Annotated in this window: 15 protein-coding genes and 1 pseudogene; 9 read left to right on the top strand and 7 right to left on the bottom strand. The window is 72.2% G+C overall.

The window, feature by feature from the left end:
- Nucleotides 1–5: 5 nt before the first annotated feature.
- The 5 genes from OHT51_RS04660 to OHT51_RS04640 all read right to left on the bottom strand — a co-directional run bounded on the left by OHT51_RS04660 (nucleotide 6) and on the right by OHT51_RS04640 (nucleotide 4,178).
- Nucleotides 6–767 carry a TIGR03943 family putative permease subunit gene (locus OHT51_RS04660; protein ID WP_328877589.1) on the bottom strand — a complete coding sequence of 254 codons (762 nt, stop codon included), beginning with the start codon at nucleotides 765–767 and terminating at the stop codon, nucleotides 6–8.
- Complete coding sequence (locus OHT51_RS04655; RefSeq protein ID WP_328884242.1) at nucleotides 764–1,702, bottom strand: permease; 939 nt, start codon at nucleotides 1,700–1,702, stop codon at nucleotides 764–766. The genes OHT51_RS04660 and OHT51_RS04655 overlap by 4 nt, the downstream gene beginning before the upstream one ends.
- A 167-nt stretch (nucleotides 1,703–1,869) precedes the next feature.
- Complete coding sequence (locus tag OHT51_RS04650) at nucleotides 1,870–2,898, bottom strand: CU044_5270 family protein (RefSeq protein ID WP_328877588.1); 1,029 nt, start codon at nucleotides 2,896–2,898, stop codon at nucleotides 1,870–1,872.
- Nucleotides 2,895–3,557, bottom strand: a complete 663-nt coding sequence (locus OHT51_RS04645; RefSeq protein WP_328877587.1) for an RNA polymerase sigma factor — start codon at nucleotides 3,555–3,557, stop codon at nucleotides 2,895–2,897. The genes OHT51_RS04650 and OHT51_RS04645 overlap by 4 nt, the downstream gene beginning before the upstream one ends.
- Before the next feature lie 93 nt (nucleotides 3,558–3,650).
- Nucleotides 3,651–4,178, bottom strand: coding sequence for a hypothetical protein (locus OHT51_RS04640; RefSeq protein ID WP_328877586.1), 528 nt, complete (start codon nucleotides 4,176–4,178; stop codon nucleotides 3,651–3,653).
- A gap of 388 nt (nucleotides 4,179–4,566) precedes the next feature.
- On the opposite strand from OHT51_RS04640, the gene OHT51_RS04635 reads away from it, so the two are divergent.
- The 4 genes and pseudogenes from OHT51_RS04635 (at nucleotide 4,567) to OHT51_RS04620 (ending at nucleotide 8,050) form a co-directional block, all read left to right on the top strand.
- A complete protein-coding gene (locus OHT51_RS04635; RefSeq protein ID WP_328877585.1) occupies nucleotides 4,567–5,091 on the top strand; it encodes a hypothetical protein in 525 nt (174 codons plus the stop codon).
- A 122-nt stretch (nucleotides 5,092–5,213) separates the two neighbouring features.
- Nucleotides 5,214–6,062 carry a DUF4097 family beta strand repeat-containing protein gene (locus OHT51_RS04630; protein ID WP_328877584.1) on the top strand — a complete coding sequence of 283 codons (849 nt, stop codon included), beginning with the start codon at nucleotides 5,214–5,216 and terminating at the stop codon, nucleotides 6,060–6,062.
- 94 nt (nucleotides 6,063–6,156) lie between these two features.
- Complete coding sequence (locus tag OHT51_RS04625) at nucleotides 6,157–7,266, top strand: ATP-binding cassette domain-containing protein (protein WP_328877583.1); 1,110 nt, start codon at nucleotides 6,157–6,159, stop codon at nucleotides 7,264–7,266.
- Nucleotides 7,263–8,050, top strand: a pseudogene (locus tag OHT51_RS04620) (ABC transporter permease). The gene OHT51_RS04625 and the pseudogene OHT51_RS04620 overlap by 4 nt, the downstream one beginning before the upstream one ends.
- 17 nt (nucleotides 8,051–8,067) lie before the next feature.
- Here OHT51_RS04620 and OHT51_RS04615 read toward each other — a convergent pair.
- Complete coding sequence (locus tag OHT51_RS04615; protein ID WP_328877582.1) at nucleotides 8,068–9,276, bottom strand: DUF2235 domain-containing protein; 1,209 nt, start codon at nucleotides 9,274–9,276, stop codon at nucleotides 8,068–8,070.
- Between the two features lie 144 nt (nucleotides 9,277–9,420).
- On the opposite strand from OHT51_RS04615, the gene OHT51_RS04610 reads away from it, so the two are divergent.
- Entirely contained in the window at nucleotides 9,421–10,575 is a 1,155-nt protein-coding gene (locus tag OHT51_RS04610; protein WP_443052405.1) for an FUSC family protein, read from the top strand.
- Between the two features lie 52 nt (nucleotides 10,576–10,627).
- On the opposite strand, the gene OHT51_RS04605 is transcribed toward OHT51_RS04610, so the two are convergent.
- Nucleotides 10,628–11,614, bottom strand: coding sequence for a mannose-binding protein (locus tag OHT51_RS04605; RefSeq protein ID WP_328877581.1), 987 nt, complete (start codon nucleotides 11,612–11,614; stop codon nucleotides 10,628–10,630).
- A 535-nt stretch (nucleotides 11,615–12,149) separates the two neighbouring features.
- Between OHT51_RS04605 and OHT51_RS04600 the strand changes: the two genes are divergently transcribed.
- The 4 genes from OHT51_RS04600 to OHT51_RS04585 all read left to right on the top strand — a co-directional run bounded on the left by OHT51_RS04600 (nucleotide 12,150) and on the right by OHT51_RS04585 (nucleotide 18,901).
- Nucleotides 12,150–12,983 (top strand): type VII secretion system-associated protein, encoded by an 834-nt coding sequence (locus tag OHT51_RS04600; RefSeq protein ID WP_328877580.1) that lies wholly within the window; start codon nucleotides 12,150–12,152, stop codon nucleotides 12,981–12,983.
- The gene (locus OHT51_RS04595; RefSeq protein ID WP_328877579.1) at nucleotides 12,980–14,179 is read left to right on the top strand and encodes a ricin-type beta-trefoil lectin domain protein; all 1,200 of its coding nucleotides are present in this window, start codon (nucleotides 12,980–12,982) and stop codon (nucleotides 14,177–14,179) included. The genes OHT51_RS04600 and OHT51_RS04595 overlap by 4 nt, the downstream gene beginning before the upstream one ends.
- Before the next feature lie 142 nt (nucleotides 14,180–14,321).
- Complete coding sequence (locus tag OHT51_RS04590) at nucleotides 14,322–17,636, top strand: right-handed parallel beta-helix repeat-containing protein (RefSeq protein ID WP_328877578.1); 3,315 nt, start codon at nucleotides 14,322–14,324, stop codon at nucleotides 17,634–17,636.
- The gene (locus tag OHT51_RS04585) at nucleotides 17,633–18,901 is read left to right on the top strand and encodes a S8 family serine peptidase (protein ID WP_328877577.1); all 1,269 of its coding nucleotides are present in this window, start codon (nucleotides 17,633–17,635) and stop codon (nucleotides 18,899–18,901) included. The genes OHT51_RS04590 and OHT51_RS04585 overlap by 4 nt, the downstream gene beginning before the upstream one ends.
- Nucleotides 18,902–19,023 lie beyond the last annotated feature (122 nt).

The raw sequence follows: 19,023 nt of genomic DNA, 5'->3' as shown, positions 1-19,023 counted from the left end.
ACTTGTCACCTCGTGGTGGGCAACGGAAGGGCATCCGTGTACGCGTTCACCGGCCGGTCGACCTTCGTGACGGTGCGGGCGTCGAGGGCGACCGGTGCGGAGGCCGTGCCCAGGGTTCCGCCGCTGTGCCAGGTTCCCGTGACGGACACCCAGGTGTCGGCGGGCAGGGCCCGGGCTCCGTGGATCCGTACCTTGACGGACTGGGCGTCCGCCGCGCAGCAGCTGAGTATCAGCCGTGTCAGGTACCAGCCGTCGCCCTTGGAGCCGGGCGTGACGAACCCGGTCAGCAGGACGCTGCGGTCCTTGATGCCCTGCTCGCGGTCCTGCCGCACACGGCTGGTGAACTCGGTGAGGGTCAGGGGGACCGGCGACGTCGCGGGCAGCGGATCGAAGTGGTCCCGCTCCTTCACCGCCCGGGAGGGTTCGCGGGCGGCGGTGTACGCGCCGAGGGCCGGAGGGGCGTAGAAGAGCAGGCTCAGGGCGGGGAGGAGCAGCAACCAGGCAACGCGGGGCACGGAGGTGTGGCTGTGCCCGTGCCCGTCACCGTCGTGGTCCTCATCGGCTTCGCCGACCTCGTCGCCCCTGCCGCGCCTCCAGTACGACACCGTCTCCGCCGTCGCCAGCAGGAGCAGGATGGCCCCCGAGGCGATCAGGAACGGACGCATCCCCTCCTTGACGTACCTGAGGTACAGGTCGGTGAAGAGCGAGGCGTGCAGCACGCCGAGGCCGCTCAGGAAGAGCAGGGACACCTGGAAGAGTGGTCTCACAGCAGCACTTCTCCGATCAGCACGCTGCACAGGATCGCCACGACCGTCGTGGCGGCGGAGAAACGGACCGCGAAGGCCCGGCCAAACGTGCCCGACTGAAGGGCGATCAGCTTCAGGTCGACCATCGGCCCGACCACCATGAACACCAGGCGCGCGAGAGGCGAGAAGCCGGTGAGCGAGGCCGCCACGAACGCGTCGGCCTCGGAGCACACCGAGAGCAGGATGGCGAGCCCGGCCAGGAAGACCACGGACAGCCAGACGGAACCGGAGAACGCCTCGAGCACCGAGCGCGGCACCGCCACGTTGAAGGTGGCCGCCGCCATGGCCCCGAGGACCAGGAAACCGCCCGCGTGCAGGAAGTCGTGCTGGAAACCGCGCCGGAACTCCGTCCAGCGGCTGTGCCCCGGCCGGTGCCCGGAGTGCCGTACGGCGGGCCGCAGCCATTCCTCGCGGCCGAACCGGAGCCACAGCCAGCCCATCACGGTGGCGGTGGCGAGCGAGGCGAGCAGCCGGGCCAGCACCATGGCGGGGTTGCCGGGGAAGGCGATGGCCGTGGCGGTCAGTACCACCGGGTTGACGGCGGGGGCCGACAGCAGGAACGCGAAGGCGGCGGCCGGGGTGACGCCCCGGCCGATCAGACTGTTCGCCACCGGTACCGACGCACACTCGCAGCCGGGCAGGACGACTCCGGCGGCGCCGGCGACCGGGACGGCGAGCGCGGGCCGCTTCGGCAGTACCCGGCTGAACACCCGCGCCGGCACGAACGCGCTGATGGCGCCGGACAGGGCCGTGCCCAGCAACAGGAACGGCAACGCCTGCACGGTGACGGCGAGACACACCGTCCGCCATGCCTGTACCGCCGGTGCCTCCAGCCACCCGCCGCTCAGGAAGAGCACCACGTCGAGCAGGATGACTGCCCCGACGAGCAGGAGCATTCCGGACCGGAGCCGCTCCCGTATCGGACTCTCGTCGTCCGCCTCGGTGAGCTTCTCCGACTCTGTCTCCTCGGCCCGTTGTTCTGTTCTCTGCACGCCCGCCCCGGGTGTCTGGTGTCGAATGCCGGGTCGAACATAGCGGGCGAACCCGGCGACACCGATCCCCCTCAGGATGAGCCGGCTGGTGGCTCGCCCTTCTTGTCGGCGACGCCGATGTCCAGGAGGGCGATCTTGGTCGTTCCGAGGTAGACGAGGCTGGAGGAGTCGAAGACCCAGGTGGAACCCGGGGCGCCCTCGAATGTGAGGCCGACACCCTCCCGGCCCGCGGCGTCCCTGACGTGGTCCACCACCCGCGCGCCCGGGAGCTTGGCCACGGCACGGTAGAGCGCGGCGCTCAGATCGGGCAGCAGGGTGGCGTTGTCGATGATCCCTCTGATGTTCGCAAGTGTGATCTCCAGGCGGCGGTTCGGTGGCATCCGGGTATCGCCGTAGAGCTTGTTCAGCAGCGCGTCGGGATCGGTGGGCAGGGCTTGAAGTTGCCGGAAGGTCAGGTAGCCGGTGCCGTACATGGCCATGGTCATCTCCTTGGAGGGGTCGGCCACCGCGACGCCCTTCCTCAGCCCCGACCGCTTGCCGTCCACCGAATCCCACTGCTCGCTCCGGACGGCCCCCTTGTACTGCTCCGACCGGGAGGTCCCCTTGCGCTTCGCGAGCTCCGCGGGATCGTTGAACTCGACGCCCAACTCGGCCGCCGAACCCTGGGACTTGGTGTAGATGTACTGGTCGTCGCCGACCGTTGCCGCTGGGCGGTTGGCCGCCGCCAGAGCGATTTGGTCCAGCAGCTGCGTGGCACTTCCGTGGAAGCCCGCGGTGGTACCGGCGGCGGGGGTACCGGACTTGTCGTCGTCTGCGCTGTCGACCGCTGTCACGCCCAGGCCCACGGCGACGGCCAGTGCCAGCGGTGCCGCGACGAGTGTCAGGCGCCGCCTGAGGCTTCGGTGCGCGGAGGCCGCAGGGGACGTGTCCGTCGCACTCGTCTGCTCGTGGGCGGCCTGCTCGGTGATGTGCTCCATCAAGGATTCCCTCAGAACGCGGTGGCGGTCCTGCGCGAGTGCCGGGCGGCCCGGCGCGGGCAGCATCTCGGCCAGGTCCCGGTGGTCGGCCGGCTGATCACGTCGTCGCGGGTCGGTGTTCATCGCTTCTCCTGCGTGGACCGAGCCGCCTGGTGGCGGCCACCCGGTATCTGTCCGTCCGCGGCCGGGCGTTGCCTTCCGCGCTGCCCGGTACCGCCCTGTGTGCCGCCTGCCCCGCCGTCGAGTTCGAGCTCGGTGAGTTTGCGCAGGCGTTTCCTCGCGCGCGAGAGCCGGGCCCGTACGGTGCCGATGGCGACACCGAGGGCCTCGGCCACCGTGGCGGCGTCGAGGCCCTCCCACACGCACAGCGTGAACACCTCGCGCTCCCCACGGCGCATGGTGCTCAACGCCTTCCGCGCGGCTGCCAGTTCCTCCCCGTCGAGCAACCGCTGTGCCACCGCGTCGGCGACGTCCGGCACGGGGTCGGGGGGCGGGACCCTCATGAGCGCCGCCTGGTGCCTTCGCGCCGCCCGCACCATGTTGCGCGTGACGTTCGTCGCTATCCCCAGCAGCCACGGGCGCAGGCTTCCCTCACCCGGAAGCACCCGCTCGCGCAGCCGCCATGCCTCCAGAAAGGTCAGCGACACGGCGTCATCGGCCATGACCCAGTTGCCGGTCATCCGGGCGGCGTGCCGGTAGACCACCGAAGCGTGCTCGTCGAAGAGTTGTCTGAACGCATCCGGATCCCCGGCCCGCACGCGGGCACGCAGTGAAGTCTCCACACCCCTGCCTGTCCGCCGCACCGACCACGTTGCGGTGATCCGGGTCACAGCATGGCCGAACCGGCCTCGCCACCGCCCCCAGTATCGAGCAGGTCAGGCGGCGCGGCAGAGCACCGCGGGGGCGGCCGGGGTCGCGGCGCGAGCCACGCTCGTGTGCACCGGGTGGGCGGTGCTGACGGTGGCTGCGGCCTGCGAAGGGTGCCGCGCGAAGACGACGAGACGCAGCACCGCGAACCGTGTGGCACCGGCGAGTGCGGAGGCGGTCAGGTAGACGACCTGCTCGAGCACCGTACCGGGAGCCGCCACCAACTGGTGCAGGACAAGCATCGCCACGCAGGTCACCGCGTACGCGGCCGCCGCGGACCCGGCCGACTGCGCATGCTGACGCCGGGTCGCGCGCCCGCCCGCGCCGAAGGTGAAGCGGGCGTGCAGTTCGGTGGCGAGGAGCGTGGAGACGAACGTGACCAGAGCGTTGGCGAAGGCCCAGGGAAGCAGGCCGGCGAGCGCCACCACGGCGAAGCTGGACGCGAGCCCCACCCCGCTGCCGCAGAACACGAAGCGGGCGAAGGCGGTGAAGGCGCCGGGCGCCGCTTGCTGCCGGCCCTGTGGTGCTGTCTCCATGATCCGACCCCCTTTGAGCTCACGTCGCGAAACGCGCACCCCTCGGCTGCAAGGCCGATCGGTGCCCCCTGTGGCGCCATGATGGCACATTGATGGCGCCATGTGGAGTCAATTGCGGTGCCGACGATGGCGCCGGTGGGGCCGTGCGTGCGCGATTCCTCTGGCTGGGGTGCGAGAGCCTGGCCTTCTCGGTGGGCGACGTGTCGCCGATTCGGTGCCTGACTTGGCCCCAGCGGTGGTGCCGGGGAGTGGGACGGCCTGTGGTGCCGCCTTGCCCCAATCTGATGTCGGCGTGTTTGTGCAGGTCGAGGGCGCCGGATCGGCTCGGTCCGCATTGGCTTCACTGCTGGACTTGCGCGTGGCGCCATAGTGGTGCCATCGTGGCGGCATGGACCTCACTCCGTATGTCGACACCCTCCGCCGCGAACTCGCGGTGGCCGCCGAAGCCGGCGGCGACGAAGCCCGGGAACTGGCCGCGAGGCTCACCGCTCCGCTGGAGTCGGCGACCCGGCTGACCATGCTCAACGTGCTCTCCGCCGCCATGGACGAGATCACCCGCGAACTCGCCCCCGGCTCGGTCGACGTACGATTGCGCGGGCTCGACCCCGACTTCGTGGTGACGCCACCGCCCACCTACGGCGATGCCCCCGCGGAACCGGCAGTGCCCGTCGAACCGTTCAAGGCGGCGGCCCCGGCATCGACCGACGTGGACGAGGGGGGCACCGCTCGCGTGAACCTGCGGTTGCCGGCCCATCTCAAGGCCCGCGCCGAGGAGGCCGCCGGCCGCGAGGGGCTCTCGGTCAACGCGTGGCTGGTGCGCGCCGTGTCGGCCGCGGTCGACGGCGGAACCCGGCCGCGTACGCCGGAGAAGACCAAGACGGTCGGGCAGAGCTTCACGGGCTGGGTGCGCTGACCGCGGCCCGCCCGCACCGCTTCGCTCGTACTGCCCCACCCGCACCGCCCAGCCCGAACCACTTCACCCACACCACGTCCACCAGCAGGGACGGCTCAAGGACTCATGAGGACGGGACAGTCATGCCTTCTTTCGACACCCCCGAAGCGATCTCGGTCACCGCGCGTGTGGAGGCCGGTTCCATCCAGTTCGTCGCAAGCGACCGCCTCGACACCGTCGTGGAGGTGCAGCCCCGCGACCCGAAGAGGGAGCCGGACGTGCGGACGGCGGACAACACCGAGATCACGTGCGTGAGCGGCGTACTGACTCTCAGGACGCCCAAGGCCAATCTGTTCGGCCTCGGTCGCACCGGCGTGGTCGACGTGACCGTCGAACTGCCCACCGGTTCGCACGTCGACATGACCGGTGCCTGGGCCCAGGTGCTCGGCGTGGGCCGGCTCGGCGAGGTCCGTGTGAAGACCTCGGTCGGCGACGTCCGCCTCGACGCGACCGGCCCGGTGAAGCTGACCGCGTCGCACGGTTCGATCACCGTGGACCGGGTCGAGGGCATGGCCGAGATCACCAGCAGCACCGGCAACATCCGCGTCGGCACCGTCGATGGCCCTGCCGTCCTGAAGAACTCGCACGGCACCACGACCGTCGGCGCCGTGACCGGCGAGCTGCGGCTGAGCGGCGCCCACGGCGGCATCGACGTCGCGCGCGCCGAGGCGTCGGTCACCGGCACCGCGACCCACGGCTACCTGCGCGTCGCCGAAGTCGCACGCGGCGAAGTCCAGTTGGAAACCTCCAACGGCGTCATCGAGATCGGAATCCGCGAGGGCACCGCCGCCTGGCTCGACGTCAGTTCCAACCGCGGGCAGGTGCGCAACGCGCTGACCGAGTCCGAGGCGCCGGAGCAGACCGGCGACACCGTCAAGGTCCACGCGCGGACCAACTGGGGCAACATCGACATCCGTCGAGCGAAGGTCTGAGCTCCGCGACCCAACCGGCCCCGCCTGACACCCACTTCAGCCGTACATCGGCCTTCGCGCAAGCCATCACATCAGCCTTCAAACGGAGGGCCCCATGCCTTCATCTGTCATGCCCACGTCGAGTGGCGTGGACGGTCACCCGTCGCCCGCCGCCGTCTCGACCGTCGGTCTGCGCAAGTCCTACGGCGACAAGCTCGTCCTCGACGGCATCGATCTGCGGATCCCGGTCGGGTCCGTGTTCGCGTTGCTCGGTCCGAACGGTGCCGGCAAGACCACCGCCGTGAAGGTCCTGTCCACCCTCATCACCGCCGACGGCGGCCAGGCCCGGGTCGCCGGCCACGACCTCGCCGCCGACCCGCAGGCCGTACGCGCCGCGATCGGCGTCACCGGGCAGTTCTCCGCCGTCGACGGCCTGATCACCGGCGAGGAGAACATGCTCCTCATGGCGGACCTGCACCACCTGTCCAAGCGCGAAGGGCGGCGCGTCGCCGCCGCGTTGCTGGAGCGCTTCGACCTCACCGAGGCCGCGAAGAAGCCCGCCTCCACCTACTCCGGCGGCATGAAACGGCGCCTGGACATCGCCATGACCCTGGTCGGCAACCCACGGATCATCTTCCTCGACGAACCGACCACCGGCCTCGACCCCCGCTCCCGGCACAACATGTGGCAGATCATCCGCGAACTCGTCTCCGGCGGCGTGACCGTCTTCCTCACCACCCAGTACCTGGAGGAGGCCGACGAACTCGCCGACCGCATCGCCGTCCTCGACAACGGGAAGATCGCCGCCGAGGGCACCGCCGAAGAACTCAAGCGGCTCATCCCCGGCGGACACATCCGGCTCCGCTTCACCGACCCGGCCACCTACCACAACGCCGCCACCACCCTGCGGGAAGCCACCCGCAACGACGAGGCCCTCGCCCTGCAGATCCCCAGCGACGGCAGCCAGCGCGAACTGCGCTCCATCCTCGACTGGCTGGACGCCGCCGGCATCGAAGCCGACGAACTCACCGTCCACACCCCCGACCTCGACGACGTCTTCTTCGCCCTGACCAGCGGCACCACCCTCCCCAACCAGCCCAACCAGCCCAACCAGCCCAACCAGCCCAACCAGCCCAACCAGCCCAACCAGCCCAATCAGCCCAATCAGCCCAACCAGCCCAACCGGCCCAACCAGCCGAACCAGTCCAAGGAGACCGCCCGATGAGCTCCCTCTCCCTCGCCGTACGCGACTCGTCGACGATGCTGCGCCGCAACCTCCTGCACGCCCGGCGCTACCCCTCCCTCACCCTCAACCTGCTGCTCACCCCGATCATGCTCCTGCTGCTCTTCGTCTACGTTTCGGGGATGTGATGAGCGCCGGCATCAGCGGTGGTGCCGACCGCTCGGCATACATCGCGTATCTCACTCCGGGCCTGGTGCTGATGACCATCGGCAGCACCACCATCGGCACCGCGGTATCCGTTTCGAACGACATGACCGAGGGCATCATCGCCCGCTTCCGCACGATGGCCATCCACCGCGGCTCCGTGATCATCGGACACGTCATCGGCAGCGTCCTGCAGTCGATCACCAGCGTGATCCTCGTCGGCGCGGTCGCCGTGGCCATCGGCTTCCGTTCCACCGACGCCACCGTCCTGGAATGGCTCGCGGCGTTCGCGCTGCTCGTGCTCTTCGCCACGGCGCTCACCTGGATCGCGGTCGGCATGGGCCTGATCAGCCCGAACGCCGAGGCGGCGAGCAACAACGCCCTTCCGCTGATCTTCCTGCCGCTCATCTCCAGCACCTTCGTCCCGGTCGACGCGATGCCGGGCTGGTTCCAGCCGGTTGCCGAGTACCAGCCCTTCACCCCCGCCATCGAGACCCTGCGCGGACTGCTCCTCGGCAGCGGGATCGGCCACAACGGATGGCTGGCCGTGGCCTGGTGCGTCGGACTCGCCGCGCTCGGCTACGTATGGTCCAAGTCGGTGTTCAACCGCGATCCGAACTAGGGGAGATGGCCGCGAGGTCACGGGGCACGGTCGAGGCGGCCGGGCGTATTGGCCGTCGTCCCCGGACCGGAGGACGCGGGCGGCAGGGGCGGCAGGCCCGTGGCGAGGTCCGGCAGGAGGACGGGCTCCAGCCGGACCCGGTCCTGTGCGCTCAGGTAGCGCTCCAACTTCGGTGGCCGGTAGCCCGGTTCCCGGTCGTAGCGTTCCTTGGCGGGCACTGCCAGGAACTCGTTGCCGTCGGGTACGCCCTCGGCGTTGGCGGCTTCTCCGATCGCCCGGTGCCAGGGCTTGGACAGTCGGTACATTCCCGTCCGTGAGTCGCGCAGGTCGCCCAAGGCGTCCGGCCGCACCCGGAAGTCGATGCTCTTCTCCGGCTGCATCACCGTGGGCCCGGCGGCACTGAGCACCTCGGTGTCGAACTGCACCCCGTATCGGCGGGCCTGGTCGACCATCCACAGCAGGGGGATGTCCGACAGCCCCGTCTCCTTGTAGCCGCCGCCGACACCGCAGTGCACCCCGGCGAACCAGACCTGCTTGAGCTCCTGGCCCTGCTCGGCCGCGCCCGGCTGCTGGTGCCACAGCGCCGGCCGGAACGCCGAACGCCGCTCGTCGATGGCCAGCGCGTGGAACGCCGCCCGGACCCAACTGCTCAGCTCGGTGTTGTGGAACGCCCAGCGGCGGTTGAACCGGTGCGCCGCGGGCTGCAGCCACGTGGGGCCGGGAACGGGGATACCGAGGGCACCGACCGTGTCCCACACTCCGATGAAACGGATCTCCGTCTCGCGCGCATAGGAGCGGCGGAACAACGTGGCCGCCGCGCCCTTCGGTTGCTCGATCCGGTCCCGGTACAGGGCCCAGGCCTCCGGAATCCGGTCGGTGTGCTCCCGCCGCAGGATGCCGCTGTTACGCACCAGTCCCGCGAGACTGCGGGCGGTGAACGCGCCCCGGCTGAAACCGAAGAGGAAGAGTTCGTCGTCGGGCTCGTAGGTCTCCACGAGGAACCGGTAGGCGGCGACGACGTTCCGGGACAGGCCCACGCCGAATGCGCCGCCGCGCAATCGCTCCCGCCGTCGAGTGCCCACACCGCTGTGGTAGTGGACACGCTGCTCCTTCCCGGCGGCGAACCCCGGGAGCACGGACAGGGCGACCTTGGCGACGTTGGTCTTGCTCGGTTGGTCGGCGAAGTTCCATGTGCCGTCACAGCAGACGACCAGACGCTTGGCCATGACCATCCCTCCTCGCGAGAGCGCGGAGCGGCGCACAGCACCACTTCCAGGCTCCCACCACTCGAGGGGCCTCGCCATGTGACAGAGGCCTCGCCTGACGGGCGCACGTGAATTCATCCCGGCCGGTGAGGGCACTTGGCCCGCATGCACGAGATGCGAGGAACGGCGTTGGGCGTACGGCCCCGCGCCAGGGCCGCTCTGGAAGCGGTCCGGCGGGCGTTCGCGGAGCCGGGGCGTGAGCGGGATCTGGCGATGCAGGCGGGCAAGGCCGCGCTGGCGGCGTGTGTGGCGTGGGCGGTGGCGGGCTGGTGGCTGCAGGCGCCGATGGCGTTCATCGCCCCGTGGGTGGCGATCGTGCTGGTGGAGTCGACGGTGTACCGGTCGATCGCGCACGGGCTGCAGCAGCTGGCGGCCATCGCCACGGGAACCGTGGTGGCCACCGGCGTCGCCCTGCTGCTGGACTCCCCGATGGCGGCCATGGCGCTGGTCCTGCCCGCCGTCGTGCTGCTGGGGAACTGGCGGCGCCTGGGCAGCCAGGGCGTCTACGCGGCCACGGGCGCCCTCTTCGTCCTGACGGGCGGGCCGATCACGCTCACCTCGTCGGCGGCACGGATCGCGGAGGCGGTCTTCGGCGCGGTCGTCGGTATCGCCGTCAATGTGCTGATCAGGCCTCCGGTGTATCTGCGCAGCACCCGTGCCGCGCTGGAGGACGCGGCCGACGAGGCGCAGGAGATCCTGGACAGGGTGGCCGACCGGCTGGCCGCAGACGAGTGGGACTCCCACACGGCCGGTTCCCTGCACGAGCGTGCCCTGCGCCTGTGGCGCCTGGTGGACCAGGCCCACGCGGCGGTCGGCTGGAGCCGGGAGAGCCTGCGCGTCAATCCCCGCAACCGCAGCCGCGCCTTCTCGCAGCCGGACCAGGACTACGACGACGCGGTCACCGTCCTCGACTACGTCGCCGTCCACACCGCGGGCGTCACCCGGGCCGTACTGGAGTCCTCCGGCGACGATCGCAAGGGCTGGCGACCGAGCCCGCACGCCGTGGAGCCGTACGCGGACTTCCTGCACAGCAGCGCCAGTGCCATCCGGCTCTACACGCGCAGCCGGTTCGCCCCCGGCGGGCAGGACGAGCAGGCCGCCCAAGAGCTCCGCGAGGTGGTCGAGGACCTGAACCGCGCCTTGGACGATCTGCGGCAGCGGCTACTCGGCGCGGCCCCCGACGACCCCGACACCCTGGCGACGTACGGCACCCTCCTCACCCAGGCCCATCGCCTGGCCGACCAGTTGGTCGGGCACTGACGGCGGGCCGGGACCCGGCCGGCCCGGGCCGGACCCCGTCGCGCGAGGGGTGTCAGGTCGACCAGACCACGCTGCCGTTGTTCACGATGACCACCTTGGCGTCGGCCCGCAGGACCAGCTGGGCTCCTTCGTTGCCCCAGGTCTGGGAGGCCCAGATGGGGCGGTCCTCGCCGTTGTGGATGACGAGATTGCCGTCCTGCTGGAAGATCGCCCGGTGGTTCTGGCCGAAGGTCATGGACGCCCAGATGGGCTTGCTCTGCTCGTTGTAGACGACGAGATTGCCGTCGGTCTGCATGACCATCCGGATGCGGTTGGTGGTCCAGGCCTGGTTGACCTCCAGGACGCTGGTCGCGAAGACGCTCTCGGTGTTCCAGCTCGGCTTCGGGCTCGCCTTCGGCTTCGGTTTCGGCTTCGGTTTCGCGGGAGCGCTGGTCCTGCTGGGCTCCGGGGAGGGCGCGACGGGCGGGGGAGCGGCGACCGTCGGAGGGTCGCTCTTCTTCGGCTTCGCCTTCGTCGGGGACGGGCTGGGCTTCTCGGCCACGTAGTCGTCGAGGGCGGCGGGGGCGGAGTTCGGGTTGAGGACCGTGTCGGAACCCGCGGTCAGCCCTTTGGAATCGCCGGGCCCGTCGTCCTTCGCGCTGCCGGCCAGCAGCAGCGGTACGGCGATGAGCACCGCGCCGGCTATCGCGGCTCCCGCGAGGACCGGCTTGCGGGGGCGGCCGCTGCCGACGCCGGTGTCGGTCCTGGTGCCCGGAGGCGTCGTCCCCACTGCCGCGGCCACCGCGACGCGTTCCTCGGGCGCCTCGGCCGTCCCGGCTGCCGCCGCGGGCGGGGCCGCGGCTTCGGCGGCCTCCTCGGTGGGAGGTGCGGTGGCGGTGGTCTCCCCTGCCGGGGTGCTGCCGGACTCCGACTCGGGGGCTGCGGCCGTACTCGGCGCCGCCTCGTCCGGTGCGGAGGGCGTCGGCGGTAACCCGGCCTCCCCTTCGCGGGCGGCGGCCGCCTCCGCGTTCGCGCCGGGGGTCTGCTGCTGGGGGGACATGCGGTACTCCTCCTCGGTGGCGGAGCTGTCGGTTGTGTGCAGGGCCCGCGCGATGGCCGGCCGGACGAACGCCGGGAAACCGGCGGGTGTTGGCCGATTGGAACGCCGGGTGAGCCGGTTCGGCCCGGTCCCGGTCGCCGAGCTCCACAGGACCCGCCGCGGTGGCGGCCGCAGGCTGGTCCGACGCCCTTTACGAGCTGCGCGGTCTTCCCGTACGGCCCCGGCCCGGACGTCCGGCCGGAAGGCACCGTATGCCGACCGGACCGATGGCGTAGCCCAACTTAGCCTGTACCAGGGGCGATCAGCCGCCCCACCCGCCTCAACGCTTCCGTCGCTTTGTCCGTCGGCGCCGCCCTGCTCCCGGAACGTCCCCCACTCGGGCAGCAAACGGGCACGCAGGCACCCGATACGGACCCTGCCCGCACCGCCACGGACGAGGCTCGTGTGGCATCCTGTTGACGCCCCGAGTTGATCAGTGTCGGCGTGCACGCATGCAGTTCGACACTCAAGTATTCGTAGGGACACAAGAGTTCAGGTGGAGATACGGCCCGGACGACGGCAGGAGGGCGGGCACGACGCCCTGTCCGAGATGCCCGACGGCTCCGGCCCCACAGTCGCATCGGAGCCGGCCGGCGCCGACGCGGTCGAGGCCACCGACACCCCCGACATACCCGAGGCCGTGCAGGCCGCCGCCCGCCGGGCGCCGGGGCACTGGATCGGCATGGTGGACCCCGAGTGGGCCGACGAGCGGACGCCGCCCGAGTGGGCGGTGCTGGGGGAGTGGCGGTCGGACGAGAGCGGGAGCGTGGGGGACTACCGCGCCAACCCGGCGTACCGGCCCTCCGCGCGGGTGCTCGGCTGGCCGGAGCCCACCGACCCGGTGGACGCGGCGGCACAGCGGGCCGCCACCGGCTACGGATCGGTGGACGAGGCCCTCACGGCGCTCGCTGAAGCGGACATCACCGTGGTGCGCGGACCGGACGGCGGGCCGCTCACGGCCGCCGGGCGGGACGGGGAGCCGGTGGTGCTGTTGTTCACCTCACCGGCGCACGCGTTCATGTCCGCGGCACTTCGCCATGACACGCTCCCCGCCCGGGAGTTGGCCCGTTCCCTGACCGGTTCGGGCACCTTGCTGATGGTCAACGCCGGGGCCGCGGCCCCCTTGCTCGTGCCGGCGGACAGTCTCCTCGGTCCCGAAAGCGGGCCGGGTGTCGAGGGGGCGCCCGCGGCGGACGCAGCGTCGGGGGAGGGCGTCGGCGCCCGCTCCGGCCCGGCGGACCGTACCGGTCCCGCGACCGCGGTTCCCTCCGCAGCCCGCACCGACAACTCCCCTGAACCCTGGCCCCACATCACAGGGAGGACCCCGTGACGCGTCCGGTCCAGCACACCCCCACCTCCCCGCGGTCGGAGTCCGGCTCCGACGGCGAGGAGACGGCCGCGACCGCCGCCACTGCCGTGGCCGCCTCGGCCACCGAGCCCGAACCCGAGCCCGCAGGGGCGAAGACCGGGACCGAGACCGGGACCGAGGCCGGGGAGTCGGAGGCAACGGCCGTACAGGCCAAGACCACTGAGCCCGAGGCCGAGTCCGAGGCCGAGGCCGGGACCAGCACCGAGAGCGGCGCCGAGGCCGGCAGCCGGTCCGAGTCCGAGGCCGAAACCGACCCCGGTGCCGCCGCGGCGGCCAAGAGCCGGCTGCCCGCACTGGTGCGGACCATGACCGCGACGGCCATCGACCGGCCGCAGCAGGAAGCCGGTCAGGTGGGGCGGCCCGGCAGGGCGGCCCTGGCCGGGGCCGCGGTCGCCGGTGCGTTGCTCGTGTCGGTGCCGTTCCTGGTGCTCGCCGGGGGCGACGACAAGGGCAACAAGACGGCCCCGGCGGGAGGAACCGTACTCGGCGGCGGTTCGCCGGAAGCACCGGGCGACTTCGTGGTGACCGAGCCCGACGCCAGTGCCTCGGGCGACGGCAAGAAGGAGTCCGCCAAGCCCGACAAGTCGGCCAAGGGAGCTCCCGGGGGCACCTCGGCGCAGAAGTCGGGCAAGGACACGCCGAAGCAGGACGCCGGCCAGAAGGACCGTCCCAAGGGGGACTCGGGTCAGCAGGACCAGCCGGAGAAGCCCAGCGGCGGGAACAAGTCCGGCGGCGACGACAAGCCCGCCAACACCGGTTCGGGCGTGACGTTCAGCGCCCCGGTCTCCCTGCGCAGCCACCTCTCCGGCCGCTGCATCGACGTACCGAACGCCGAGTTCGGCGACGGCAAGCAGCTGATGGTGTGGGACTGCAACAACGGCCCCGCGCAGCGGTGGCAGTTCGCCTCCGACGGCACGGTCCGCATCAACGGCCTGTGCCTGGACGTGGCCAACGCGAACTACAACGACGGCACTCCCATCCAGATCGCCTGGTGCAGCGGCAACGCCGCCCAGAAGTTCGTCCTGAACGAGCGGCACGACCTGGTGAACACCGTCGTCGGCAAGTGCGTCGACATCAAGGACAACGACCGGGGCAACGGGGCCTGGCTGCAGCTGTGGACCTGCGCCGGCACCGACAACCAGAAGTGGAGCGTCTGACCGGACGCCCACAGGCCGAGAACACCGCTCTCGGCATCCGTACGCCCCGAAGGCGGGGCATGATGGCACGGTCGGCTCGCCGACACGCGCCGCCGACGAGGGGCGCCCGCAGAAGACGCCGCCGGAGCAAGGAGGTTGGTGCGTGTCGCGCCAGGTACTGACGGTCGGTACGGGGGACCGGGACCGCTACCGGACGATCGGTGAGGCACTCGCGGCCGCCCGAACCGGTGCGCTCATCAGCGTCCGGCCCGGGACGTACGCGGAGAACCTGGTGATCAACACCAGGGTCACCCTCACCGCCGCCGAAGGGCGGGGCACCGTCGAGATCCGGCCGCGTTCGGGCAGCGTCCTCGCGCTGCGCGCCGACGCCGTGATGCTCTCCGAACTGACCCTGCGCGGCGGCGACGCCGAGCTGCCCGCCGTGGACGCGCGGCGCGGGCAGGCCGCCCTCGACGGCTGCGAGGTCGTCGGCGCCGCCTGGACCGCGATGCTGGCCGGGGGCACCGGTTCGCTCGCGCTGCGGGAATGCCGGGTGAGCAACCCGCAGGGCGCGGGCATCGTGGTCACCTCGACCACGCCCACCACCGTGGAGTCCTGCACGCTGGAGCACCTGGGCACCAGCGGCCTGGTCCTCGCCGAGCAGGGCGAGGCCCGCATCCGCGGCTGCACGGTGCGCGACGCCCGCGGCAACGGCCTGCTCGCCAACGGCGAATCCCGCGGCACCGTCGAGGACTGCGACATCTCCTCCACCGACAAGCCCTCCCTCGCCCTGGAGCAGAACTGCTCCCTCACGGTCATCCGCACCGTGGTGCACGACACCAGCACGGGCGTGCACTTGAGCAGCGCGGGCCGTACGACGCTGGAGGACGTCCGTGTCACCGGCGCCTCCGGCAACGGGATCACGCTGGCCGCGGGCAGCGACCCGGTGCTGCGGCGCTGCCGCGTCTCGCGCACCCGCGGCCAGGGCGTGCTGGTCACCGACCGGGCCCGCGGCACCTTCGAGGACTGCTGGGTGGACGGCGCGCAGGGCGCCGCGGTGCGCGTCGCCGGGGCCGCCTCCCCGGCGCTGACCGGCCTGACCGTCCGCGACTGCGAACAGACCGGGCTGCTCCTGGAGGAGGACTCGGCGCCGGAGCTGGACCGGCTGGAAGTGATCGGCGGCGCGCCCGCGGTCTCGGTCCGCGGCGGCGCCAACCCGCTGCTGCGCCGGGCCCGCCTGGTGGAGCCCGCCGGCGACGGCATCGTGGCCGGCAAGGACGCCCGTGGCCGTGCCGAGGACTGCGAGATCGTACGGCCGAAGGGCGCGGGTGTGCGCGTGGGCTCCGGCAGCACCCTCTACCTGGCCGGCGGCGGGGTCTCCGACACCGCTACCAGCGGCCTGATCGTGGAGGAAGGGGGCAACGTCACCGTCCGCGACTTCCGCGTCGAGATATCCGGCGAGGAGGGCGTGGTGGTCGCCGCGGGCGGCGAGTTGACTGCCAACCGCACCACGGTGCACGCCGCCCAGGGCCACGGCTTCCTGCTCCGCGAGGGTGCGCTCGCCTCGCTCAGCGGCTGCGAGGTCTCCGGCGGCGCCCAGGACGGCTTCCGGGTGGAGTCCACCGCGCCGGTCTCGCTCGTGAACTGCCTCGCCCGGGAGAACGAGGGCGGCGGCCTGGTGCAGACCGTGCCCGGCGAACGGCTCGCCGTGGACGGCCTGAACAGCACCGGCAACGGCAAGCGGGACGCCTGGGGCACCGGCAGCGCCGAGAACACCGACCCGGCCGGCTCCGGGGCCGCGGACGCGCCCCCGACGGACCGCGCGGACGGCCCGCTCGGCGCCCTGAACGCGCTGATCGGCCTGGAGAACGTCAAGCAGCAGGTGGGCACCCTGGTCAACCTGACCCAGCTCGCCCAGCGCCGCGAACAACTCGGCATGTCCGCCCCGCCGATGAGCCGGCACCTGATCTTCGCCGGCCCGCCCGGCACGGGTAAGACCACCGTCGCCCGCCTCTACGGGGCGATCCTCGCCGAACTGGGTTCGCTGCGCAGCGGACACCTCGTGGAGGTCTCCCGCGCCGACCTGGTCGCGCAGGTCGTCGGCGGTACGGCGATCAAGACCACCGAGACCTTCCAACGCGCCCTCGGCGGCGTGCTGTTCGTCGACGAGGCGTACACCCTCACCGCGGACAGCGGCAACGGCGGCGCCGACTTCGGCCGTGAAGCGGTGGACACCCTGCTGAAGCTGATGGAGGACCACCGCGACGACGTCGTGGTGGTCGCGGCCGGCTACTCCCGCGAGATGGAGTCCTTCCTCGGCTCCAACCCTGGTCTGGCGTCACGCTTCTCACGGACCGTCGAGTTCGAGAACTACTCGGTGCCCGAACTGGTCGCGATCATGGAGAACATGTGCGCCCAGCACCAGTACGAGCTGGGTGAGGGCACCGGGGCGGCGCTGGCCGCGCACTTCGAGGCGATGCCGAGAGACGCGGGATTCGGCAACGGCCGTGCCGCGCGCGGGGTGTTCGAGGAGATGGTGGACCGGCAGGCGGTCCGGCTCGCCTCCCAGGCGCAGGTGGGCGAGCACGACCTGCGGCTGCTGCTGCCGGAGGACGTCTCCGCCGCCGCCGCGACGGCCGCCGAGTCCGCCGCCCCGGACGACGACCCGCTGACGCGCCTCGGCGACATGATCGGCCTGGCCGAGGTGAAGCGCGACGTCGCCGACCTGGTCAACCTCATCACCACCGCACGCCACCGTGCCGCCGCCGGGCTGCCGGTGCCCTCGCTCAGCCACCACCTGGTCTTCACCGGCCCGCCCGGTACCGGCAAGACCACGGTGGCCCGTCTCTACGGCGAGATCCTGACCCAGCTCGGCATCCTGCAACGGGGCCAGCTGATCGAGGCGGCCCGCGCCGACCTGGTCGGCCGCTACATCGGCCACACCGCCCAGCTCACCCGCGAGGTCTTCGAACGGGCCCGCGGCGGCGTGCTGTTCATCGACGAGGCGTACACCCTCACCCCGCGTGGCGGCGGCGCCGACTTCGGGCAGGAGGCGGTGGACACCCTGCTGAAGCTGATGGAGGACCACCGCGACGAGGTCGTCGTCATCGTCGCCGGCTACACCGACGAGATGGAACGCTTCCTCGCCTCCAACCCCGGCCTGTCCTCCCGCTTCCCGCGCCGGATCACCTTCGCCGACTACTCCTCCGAGGAACTCGTCACCATCGTGCGCGGCCAGGCCGGGAGCATGGGCTACGAGTGCGGGCCCGGCACCGGCCCGCTGCTCAGGGAGTACTTCGAGTCGCTGCCCCGGGACCGCTCGTTCGGCAACGCCCGCCTGGCCCGCCAGGTGGTCGAGGCGATGGTCACCCGGCAGGCGGGACGGCTCGGTTCGCTGTCCGCGCCCACCCTCGACGACCTGCGCATCCTGATCCCCGAGGACGTCCCGGCCGCGGCCCCGAAGGCGGCTCCCCGATGACGCCGCGCGCCCGCGGGACCGCCCGCCTGCTGTCCGGCGCCGGCCTCGCCGCCGCGCTGTTGCTGCCCACGGCCGTCCCGGCCCAGACGGCACCCCTCTCGCGCCCGCCGACGGCCGACGAGAAGAAGGGGCAGGAACTCCCCGGCATGCCGTCCCTGCTCGATCCGGACGCCGAGGACACGGCCTGCACCCCCGCCTCCAAGGAGACGGCGAAGAAGCAGGACTGGTCGCGCCAGCGCCTCGACCTGGACCGGCTGCGCGGGCACAGCACCGGTGCGGGCGTGACCGTAGCCCTGATCGACACCGGCGTCGCCCCCGACGCCGCCGGTCTCGACGGCCGGGTCACCGCCCAGGGCGCGGCCGCCGAGGACTGCGTCGGGCACGGCACCTTCCTGGCCGGGCTGATCGCCGGCACCGGCGGGGGCAGCCGGCGCCTCGCCGGGGTCGCCCCCGGCGCGAAGGTCCTGGCGCTGCGCGGCACCGACACGCGTGGTGCGGCGAGCCCCGAACTGGTCGCGGCGGCGGTACGCGAGGCCACCGAATCGGGCGCCGAGGTGATCGCGGTGACGGTGTCCCTGCCGCGCCGCGACACCGCGCTGACCGACGCGATCGCCGCGGCCCGCCGGGCGGGCGCGGTCGTGGTAGCCGCGGCCACCCCGGACCCGCCCTCCCGGGGCGGCACCGACGACATCCCGTCCCGCGTCTACTGGCCGGCCGGCGAACCCGGCGTCCTCTCGGTCGCCGACATGCTCCCCGGCGGCGTCCGTCCCGACGGCTCCCTGCCCACCACGGGCATCGACCTCGCCGCCCCCGGCGCCGGGGTGGTCTCCGGGGGCCCGCGCGGCAACGGCCACTACCTCGGCGCCGGCGCCTCGGTGGCCACCGCCTACGCCGCCGGGGCCGCCGCGGTGGTCCGCGCCGCCCACCCCGACGACGCGCCCGACGCCGTCATCCACCGCCTGACCGCGACCGCCTACCCGGCCGACATCCCCCAACTGGACGCCTACGCCGCCGTGACCACGGTCCTCGACGACTCGGGTGCGCCGTCCGGCACCGAGGGCGCCGCGGATCCCGTGACCGTCCGCGACACCTCCACCGCCGACCGGGCCACCGGCCGAGCCACCCTCTTCGTCCTCCTCGGCTCCGCCGGCGTACTCGCCATCCTCTGGGCCGCCTTCACCCTCCCCAGAGCCCGCGCCCGCGGCTGGCGTCCGGCGGGACGACCGGAACGACCGGCCAACTCCGAGGGAGTTGGCGTCAGTTAACCCCTGAGGCCATGTTCGGGCTCGGCGTCTGCCGGGCTGCTGGAGCGAGCGGCACGAGCCGAGGCCGGAGGGCACCGGGGTGCCGTAGGGGTGGTGGTGCTGAGGGGACCGGTAGGCCCGGG

The organism is Streptomyces sp. NBC_00299, assembly GCF_036173045.1.
Lineage (GTDB): Bacteria > Actinomycetota > Actinomycetes > Streptomycetales > Streptomycetaceae > Streptomyces > Streptomyces machairae.
The sequence above is the reverse complement of the archived record's forward strand: the minus strand, read 5'-3'. Positions and strand labels throughout refer to the sequence as shown.